The sequence below is a fragment of the Mesotoga sp. genome (assembly GCF_035363035.1).
In the GTDB taxonomy this organism is placed as follows: Bacteria; Thermotogota; Thermotogae; order Petrotogales; family Kosmotogaceae; genus Mesotoga.
The window spans coordinates 1-8587 of record NZ_DAOSEH010000086.1; the positions used below are offsets into that span (position 1 = coordinate 1).

The 8587-nt window shown below is 54.8% G+C and carries 6 protein-coding genes; 3 read left to right on the top strand and 3 right to left on the bottom strand.

The window, feature by feature from the left end; all coding sequences use genetic code 11:
* The 3 genes from PKX57_RS10165 to PKX57_RS10175 form a co-directional block, all read left to right on the top strand.
* On the top strand, positions 1 to 422 hold a 422-nt coding region (locus PKX57_RS10165), incomplete at its 5' end, for a carbohydrate ABC transporter permease (RefSeq protein ID WP_472417129.1).
* Between the two features lie 25 nt (positions 423 to 447).
* Entirely contained in the window at positions 448 to 1479 is a 1032-nt protein-coding gene (locus tag PKX57_RS10170) for a glycoside hydrolase family 172 protein (protein ID WP_472417131.1), read from the top strand.
* 13 nt (positions 1480 to 1492) lie between these two features.
* Positions 1493 to 4567, top strand: coding sequence for an amylo-alpha-1,6-glucosidase (locus tag PKX57_RS10175; protein ID WP_472417133.1), 3075 nt, complete (start codon positions 1493 to 1495; stop codon positions 4565 to 4567).
* Here PKX57_RS10175 and ruvA read toward each other — a convergent pair.
* The 3 genes from ruvA to PKX57_RS10190 all read right to left on the bottom strand — a co-directional run.
* Entirely contained in the window at positions 4557 to 5153 is a 597-nt protein-coding gene (gene ruvA, locus PKX57_RS10180) for a Holliday junction branch migration protein RuvA (RefSeq protein WP_472412059.1), read from the bottom strand. The genes PKX57_RS10175 and ruvA overlap by 11 nt on opposite strands.
* The gene (locus PKX57_RS10185; protein WP_472417135.1) at positions 5137 to 6462 is read right to left on the bottom strand and encodes a bifunctional folylpolyglutamate synthase/dihydrofolate synthase; all 1326 of its coding nucleotides are present in this window, start codon (positions 6460 to 6462) and stop codon (positions 5137 to 5139) included. Before PKX57_RS10185 ends, ruvA begins: the two co-directional genes overlap by 17 nt.
* The coding region (locus tag PKX57_RS10190) for a valine--tRNA ligase (protein ID WP_472417137.1) at positions 6459 to 8587 on the bottom strand (2129 nt) is incomplete at its 5' end. The genes PKX57_RS10190 and PKX57_RS10185, both read right to left, overlap by 4 nt.

Genomic DNA, 8587 nt, shown 5'->3' on the forward strand with positions numbered 1-8587 from the left:
ATACTTACTGGGCGATGATCGTTCCGGCGCTGGGAAACATCTGGGGAATGTTTTTAATGCGGCAGTATATGCTCAGCCTTCCCAGCAGTATAGAAGACGCGGCCAGGATAGACGGCGCCTCTACCTGGCAGATTTTCTGGAGGATAATCATGCCTCTCTGCAAACCGGTCATCGCGACGGTGGGAACCTTCACTTTTCTGGGAACCTGGCGCTCGTTCTTCTGGCCCCTGATAGTCACCAGAAGCAAGGAAATGAGGGTAATAGAGGTGGGAGTGGCCATGTTCTCCTCGCAGTACACTACCAACTATCCGGCGCAGATGGCGGCGGCCGCGCTCTCTTCTATCCCCATGATCCTGATCTATGTCATCGCTCAGAAATGGATAGTGCAGGGAATAAGGCTCACGTCGGGATTCGACAAGTGAAATATAAATTCAAGGAGGAAGATAAATGTTCGATCTAGAAGATCTTAGCCAGTTGAGAAACGAGTCGTCCAGATCCATATCGGCCGAAAATCCCGATGGAAGGGTGTCGGGAGGCGCTCTGGAAGATCCCCGCGGCTCCGGGCCTGCGAGAAGGCTGGGAAAGGGCTGGAAGGCGAGACCCTGCATAGACATACAGCCGGGTGAAACGGTTGAACTGGCGAAAATCACGGGACCGGGAACTATCAGGCACGTCTGGATGACGGTCGACAGCAAAGCCTACAGGACCTGCCTTATAAGGTTCTACTGGGACGGCGAACCCTTTCCTTCGGTCGAGGCTCCCCTGGGAGACTTCTTCGCCTGCACGCACGGCCTGAGGTACAGCGTTAACTCCCTGCCCGTCGCCGTGAACCCTTCGGGCGGCTTCAACTGTTACTGGCCGATGCCTTTCAGGGAGGGCGCCAGGATCACGCTGGAGAATCTGGCAGCCAAACCCGTCCAGAATTTCTTCTACCAGCTGGATTATTCGCTCGGTCAGATTCCAGAGAGCTCCGCGTATTTTCACGCCTCCTGGCGGAGGTCTGTGACGACCCGCGAGAATCCCGAACACATAATACTCGACGGAGTCAGCGGTTCCGGCCATTACGTGGGCACGGTAGCTGCCTGGACGCAGTTCTCGAACGGCTGGTGGGGAGAGGGGGAGGTCAAGTTCTTTCTTGATGGGGAGGACTACCCGACCATCTGCACGACTGGAACGGAGGATTACTTCGGCGGGGCCTGGTGTTTCGGGGAGACTTTCTCCGCGCCTTTTTGCGGGTACCCGCTCTGGAGAAGAGAGGAGGGCGAGGTCCCCAGACACGGCCTCTACCGCTGGCACATATGCGACCCCGTTAGATTCAGAAAATCGATAAAGGTTACCGTGCAGGCTCTCGGCTGGTACCCGGACGGAACTTTTCAGCCTTTGACCGACGATATCGCAACCGTCGCGTACTGGTACCAGAACGAACCCCACCTAAACTTCGCCGCCGAATACACCCCACAAGAGCTCTGGTCCAGGTAGGTAACGGGCCGATATGATTAGAATACTTGAAAAGCGGAAAAGCCTCCTGGAAGACATCATTTCAAGGGCAAAATACAGTGTCAGTCGTGATTTAAATACAGTTATCGAAAATGATGTCGTTCTATTTATCGATACAGTCCCCGATGAAGATATACTATCTAAAACTATCGGCAGGGTGCCGGTAGTGCTTTACGGCTCTGCCGTGAAGGCTCTCCAGTTGATCGGTGTCGAAGAGATAGGGGCGATAGAGGAGTCGAAAGTCTCTTTAAGCGACGCTCCCTGGGACAAGAGGGGCTTCCAGTCGTACAGAGATCACCCGCTCTTTAACGGGCTGCACGGCGGCTTTTACAGCATCTATCTGAACGCGTGCGAAGAGATGCCCGACGTTTTTTATTACAGGGGAAAGAGGGCGAAAGTGGTCGCGGTGGAAAAGCGGTATATAAGCTATATAAGGGAGAGGGCCTTGATCTGGCTCCACACGGTCAACGGTTTTCCCGTTCTTTCGATCGGCGGCTTTTTACCGCTCGAGTGCGAAGACAACCCGTATCGGAGCGAAGTCGAAAGGTTCGTCGAAAACACTCTTGGATTCATGTCTGAAGGCGGCCAGGGGGGATCTTACTGGGCGGAGGCACACTGCGTTTGCAGGCACGTTTTCTTCGACCGAAAATTGGAGATTCCCTCGCTCTCGCCCGTCGAAAACTGGCCGAACGTCTCCATCCCCGTCGAGAGGGCCGGTGGTTACCTGAGCACGTCCGGGGAGAGATTGCTGGCCAATATGAGCGTCGGGCGGATAGAAGAGGTCTGGGCCCACCCCTTCAGGATTCTGAAGTATCTGGAGTTCTCCATCGACGGAAAACCTCTCTCTCTGAGTGCAGGGTCGATTTCCTGTTCGCCCGAAAGGGTGGAGTTCAAACTTGAGTTCGGAAGAATGAACGTCTTCAGCAGCCTGAAGGAGTCCTTCCTCTTCGTGCAGTTCGATCTGGATGATCGACGGGAACACACTATCGGTGTTTCGTTCGAATCGGACATGAGAATCATGTGGCCCATGGACGAAGCCTACAGTGGCGACAGGTTCTACGGCGTCTTCGAAAAGGGTGTCCACTTCTCCACACAAGACGGTCAAATGAGAGCTTCGATCGTCAACTCGAATCCGGTGAGAATAGAGATCGGCGACGACGGGAGGTCGGTGATCGGGAGGTTCGAGAGCCGCTTCGAAGGGACCGGTTGCGTTGCGATAATCGCCAGTATAAACGGCGAGGAGTTCCCCCGGACGATCGATATGCAGAAAGAGATAGAGCTGGCCAGAGACTTCTACACGGCCTATCTGGAGAGGGGAAGAGTGAGAACGGACGATCGCCGTCTAAACGAGGCTCTAGATCTGGCGCGTGTGGGCGCGGTAAAGTTCAGGGCCACCACTCCCGGAATCGGAACCGGCCTTATGGCCGGGTACGCTTCTAGCAGGCCGGGGTGGTTCAGCGCCAGGCCCGGGTACGCCTGGTACTTCGGCCGCGACAGTCTGTGGTGTTCGCTGGCCTTTCTCGATATCGGGGACTTCGAAACGGTGAGGGAAAACCTCGAGCTTCTGGTCAAGTACCGGAGGCTTGACGGGAAGATCTATCACGAATTGACTTCGAGCGGCGTGGTTCACTACGATGCCGCCGACTCGACGCCCCTCTTTCTGTACGCCCTCTACAGGTACGCCAGGCACACGGGCGACCTCGATTTCGTAAGGAAAAATCTCGACTCTCTGCGTGCGGCGCTCGATTACTGCGCCGGAACGGATTCTGACGGGGATGGCCTCATAGAGAACACGGTTGCCGGGCACGGCTGGGTCGAAGGGGGCAGGCTTTACGGGGCGAGCGCCTCGTTCTATCTCAACTGTATCTGGCTGGCGGCGCTCAGGGGAGTCGGGGAATTGGCCGAAAAACTCCACGACGGGGAGTTACGAAATGCGGCTGCTACTCTGGAGAAGAAGGCCACCGCAGGACTGGAAAAATTCCACGATCCTTCGAAGGGATACGCCCTCGGCATAGACCAATACGGAAGGCCGATGCCCCACAGAACGGTCATGGCTTCGATGGGGGCGATCTTCGAGGCTGTGTCGGGAGAGAGTATAGGGGAACAGATCGGGGAGTTCGCCACCGACGACTTTTCCACCGACTGGGGCGTCAGGATAATCGGGAAGAGCTCGGGCATTTTCAACCCAAGGGGTTACCACGAGGGAAGCGTCTGGCCTCTCTTCACAGGCTGGGCCGCTCTGGCGCAGTTCAAAATCGGAGCCGATCTGGACGGTTACAACCACACTCTGGCCAACCTGTACACCTGCAGGGACTTCTCGGGCGGTTATATACCGGAGGTCCTCGACGGCGAGACCTACGAGCTGTCGGGAGTCTGTCCGCACCAGGCCTGGTCGGAAACTATGGGCTTTCATCCCTTTTACGAAGGCGTACTGGGCTTCGAACCGGATTCTCTTAGGGGAACGTTGAGACTCGGGCCTTCCATACCGCCGAATCTGGGAAGGCTCGAAGCCGGGCCGCTGGTCTTCGGAGACAACTCGCTAGATCTCCGTTACGCTTCTTCCGTAGTCCTGGGCGAATTAATAGGGGTGACTCAGCGTTTCGAATTGAGACTCAAGAGGGAGGTTCCCGTTTACTTCACTCCCCATATACCGGCATACGCCGGAAGGATAGAATTCAGCGTAAACGGCCGCAAAAGACCGGTCAAGGTTTACCGGCGGAGAACGGCGACCGCCTGCAGAATTGAGCCGGACGGACCGGTGAGCGGCAGGGAACTGGAGATCGAGGTCAGGTACAGCGTCCCCTTCCTCCTGATGTCAGTAGAACCGCAGTTGCACAGGGGAAAGAAGAGCCGCCAGCCCAGGATCGTCTCCATCGAAAGAACAAATAAAGGCTGGGAGTTGACACTCGCCGTTCCGGGCGGAAGATCGTGCATTCCCTTCCTGGCCTCGAAGGGTTTGAAAGCCAAAAACGCCGTCTTTGAGGACGGGAAGCTGTGTGTTTCTGGCGACCGGACGGGATACGAACTCGTAAAAATCTTACTTCGACACGAAGAACTCCCTATCCTCTGATCTCTTTTAAGGCCGTTTTGATGAGTTCCTGTGTATCGATCGAGGGATTTTTCTTGAGAAGACCGGCGACGGTCCTTCTCGCTTGCTGTTCATCGAAGCCGAGCGAGGCAAGAGCTATTATGGCATCTTCGCCGGTCGAACGTTGAGTAGTAGGCAGCGATCTCATTTCCTCTTCGCCTTCGGCAATGTTCAGCACGGAGGCCAGTTCGACGACGATCCTCTCGGCCGTCTTTTTTCCCACGCCCGGCAATCTGGATAGCTCGTCAGTATTTCTGGTGGCAATGAGGCTTCGCAATCTGGAGGGTGTCGTTGCCGAGAGGATCTTCATCGCCGATTTCGGGCCGATCTTGCTCATCTTGAGCAATGTGTCGAAGAGATCCAGCTCCTCCCTCTCAGCGAAACCGTAAAGCTCGGGAGGTCTATCCTGAGAATAGGCCATGCGGGTGAGAAGAAGAGCCGTCTCTCCCTTCACGAGTCTGTTCAGGGTGCCGGGAGTGCAGTTCAACCTCAAATAGAAGCCTCCAACCTGCACTACGACTTCGGTCTCCCGCTTTTCGACTACCTTCCCCTCAACGCCTTCCAGCATATTCCTTCACTCCGGTGAGGATGTTCCTGAGCTCGCTCACCAGATAGAGCGAACCGCAAATTAGAAACCGTTTCTCCCCGCCTTTGAGTAGGGAGTCGAGCGCCTCCCGGTAAGAATCTATGTACTCGACGTTGCTTGCGTATCTTTTCCAGACGCCAGCCACGTTCTCGGGATGGACGCTGCGGTGGTTGGGAACTCTGCAGACCACTACCCTATCGGCCACAGGCGCGAGCGCCCTGATGTTGCTTTCAAAGTCTTTATCGTCGAGACTTCCGAAGAGGATAGTCAGCCTTTGGCCAGGGTAATATCTCTCCACGGTCTTTTTGAGGACCTTAGCCGCCTCGGGATTGTGGGCGCCGTCGAGTACTATCTCCTTGCCCTGGACGTGCATCACTTCAAACCTTCCGGGCCAGAAAATCCGCCCGAGCGCCTTTCTCAGAGCCTCTTCCCTCATTTCAAGACCCAGTCTGCCGAACGAGAGTTCAAGAGCCTTTAGCGATATGGCCGCGTTCATTGTCTGGTGCTCGCCGGTGAGATTTATATGCAAATTCTCCAGCGTTCTGTCGCCGTAATAGTCGAAGATATTGTCGTTGGTGGAGTAACTCCTGCCGGTCGCGTTGAAATCACGCCAGTACGCGTAAAGCGGAGAGTTCAAATTGCGTGCCGTCTCTTCGATCACCCTGAGCACAGACGGACGTGTGACACCGGTTACGATCGGACAGCCGGATTTAATTATCCCGGATTTCTCGAATGCGATCTTCTCTTCACTGTCGCCCAGTATGTTCATATGGTCGAGGCCTACGCTGGTTATTATCGAGACAAGAGCCGAGTCGATAATGTTACTTGCGTCGAACCTGCCCCCCAAACCGACTTCTACGACCGCGACGTCGGCTTGCTTTTCCCTGTAGTACATGAAGCTCATCGCCGTCACCACTTCGAAGAAGCTGGGAGAGTACTCCTCACCCTTGGCATCCATCTTCTCCAGAGCCGGCTGCATCTCTTCCAGGAGGTGTACTACCTCATCTTCCTTTATGAAATGCCCGTCTAGCTGTATCCTCTCTCTGAAGGACACTATGTGCGGGGAGATGTTCAGACCCGTCTTGAGACCGTGAAACGTTAAGACTGTGGCGATGGTGGCGGCCACGCTGCCCTTGCCGTTGGTTCCGGTTATATGGACGATCGGGCAGGCCTTTTGCGGGTTGCCCAGTCTTTCCAGGAGTTCTCTTATTCTATAGAGTCCGTATTTGATCTGTCCATAAGGTCGCGAATTATAAAGGTAATCTATGGTCTGACTGTATGTTCTACTCATCTCAAATCTTCTATAATCTTTTTTATCCTTTCGATGTTGTCCCTGCTCGTTACGAGGCGTTCTCTGTTCTCCAGAACAACTTCTTCGGGAGCGTTTTTAAGGAAGTCTTCGTTAGACAGTTTCACTTCGGTCTTTTCAAGGTCTTTGCATTCTTTCTCAAGTTTTGCCTGAAGTCGGTTTATCTCCGAAGGTACGTCTATCTCTCCAAGGACAACGTAGAAGAGGTTAGACTGGTCTCCCCAGGCCGAGACACTGCCCCTGGATTTGCCGTCTTTGAGAGAAATCGCGTTGGAATTGGACAGATGGGCTATGAGGTCGAGGTAGCTTTTTTCCAGCGGAGTTCCCAGATAGTACACGTCGGTTCTGGTCGAAGGCGGGATGTTCATCTCGGCTTTGACGTTCCTGATGCCCCTCACCGTATCCATGAGGCGAGAATAGGCGTTTTCGGCCTCAGGGTCGATCATATTTCCTTCGACTTTCGGCCAGTCGGCGACTATGAGAGCTCCGTCTGACCCGGGTAGTTTCTGCCATAGCTCCTCGGTTATGTACGGCATGATTGGGTGAAGCATTCTAAGGGATATATCGAGCACCCTGACGAGCACGTTTTGCGCCACTTTTCTGTCGCCCTTCCCTTCGTAAAGCCTGGGTTTGGCGCTTTCTATGTACCAGTCGCAGAATTCGTTCCAGAAGAAAGCGTATATCGTCTTGGCGGCGGCAGGGAAGTCGTAGGACTCCAGACTCACGGTCATCGATTCCAGAGACCTCTGAAGACGCGAGAGTATCCAACGGTCTTCGAGAGCCAGCTCTGCCTTTTCAAGCTCCAGGGATTCGAAGTCTTCCAGGTTCATTATGGCGAATCTGGCCGCATTCCAGATCTTGTTGGCGAACTTCTTGTATATGTCGAAAAACCTTATGTCGAGTTTTATATCGTGATTCTGTGCCGCCAGAATGGCCAACGTGAAGCGCATCGCGTCCGTTCCGTACTCTTTTATAACATCAAGCGGGTCGATGCCGTTCCCCTTCGATTTCGACATCTTCTGTCCGGTCTTATCCCTTATCAGCCGGTTTATGAACACATGTTCGAAGGGTTTTTCGCCCATGAAGTGGTAGCCGGCCATGATCATTCTCGCCACCCAGAAGAAAATTATATCGAAGCCGGTTATGAGGACGCTCGTCGGGTAGTAAGTCGCCAGATCTTCCGTCTCTTCAGGCCAGCCCAGCGTCGTGAAGGGCCAGAGCTGTGAGGAGAACCAGGTGTCGAGTACGTCCTCGTCCTGCCGGATCTTGCCAGAGCCGCAGCCGGGGCAGCTTTCGGGATCGTGCTCCTCGACTATGATCTCTCCGCACTCGTCGCAGTACCAGACCGGGATGCGGTGGCCCCACCAGAGCTGTCTGGAGATGCACCAGTCCCTTATCTCGTTCATCCAGTTGAGATAGACCTTCTTCCACGTTTCGGGGAAGAAGACAACCTCTCCGTCTTCAACGGCCTTTATTCCCCTCTCGGCTAGCGGTCCGACCTTAACGTACCACTGGTCCGAGAGCGAGGGTTCGACCACCGTGTCGCAACGGTAGCACCTTCCCACCGCATGAACCATCGGTTCTATCTTCAGCAGGTATCCCTGTTCCTCGAGATCCCTGACCACCTGTTTCCGGGCCTCGTATCTGTCAAGGCCGGCGTATTTGCCACCGGCTTCGGTTATCTTCGCGTCTTTGTCGAAGACCTCCACCAGTGGCAGGTTGTGCCTTATCCCTATCTGGAAGTCGTTCGGATCGTGCGCCGGGGTCACCTTGAGCGCCCCCGTACCGAAGGCCGGATCGACGTACCTGTCGGCCACTACGGGCAGCTCCCTGTTTACCAGAGGCAGTATGGCCGTCTTTCCCTGGAGCGACAGGTATCTCTCGTCGGAGGGATAGACCGCAACTCCCGTATCGGCGAGCATGGTCTCCGGTCTGGTAGTGGCTATCACTACGAACTCGTCGCTGCCCTTGATAGGGTATTTTATATGGTAGAAGGCTCCCTTTTCGTCCTCGTGCTCCACTTCTTCGTCCGAGAGAACCGTCGAGCATCTGGGACACCAGTTGACTATGTATTTGCCCCTGTATATCAGGCCTTCTTTGTAGAGTT

What these genes read in the sequence shown, in the direction of transcription:
- PKX57_RS10170 (WP_472417131.1), top strand. Translation starts at nt 448, where the DNA reads ATGTTCGATCTAGAAGATCTTAGCCAGTTGAGAAACGAGTCGTCCAGA.
- PKX57_RS10175 (WP_472417133.1), top strand. Translation starts at nt 1,493, where the DNA reads ATGATTAGAATACTTGAAAAGCGGAAAAGCCTCCTGGAAGACATCATT.
- ruvA (WP_472412059.1), bottom strand. Translation starts at nt 5,153, where the DNA reads ATGCTGGAAGGCGTTGAGGGGAAGGTAGTCGAAAAGCGGGAGACCGAA.
- PKX57_RS10185 (WP_472417135.1), bottom strand. Translation starts at nt 6,462, where the DNA reads ATGAGTAGAACATACAGTCAGACCATAGATTACCTTTATAATTCGCGA.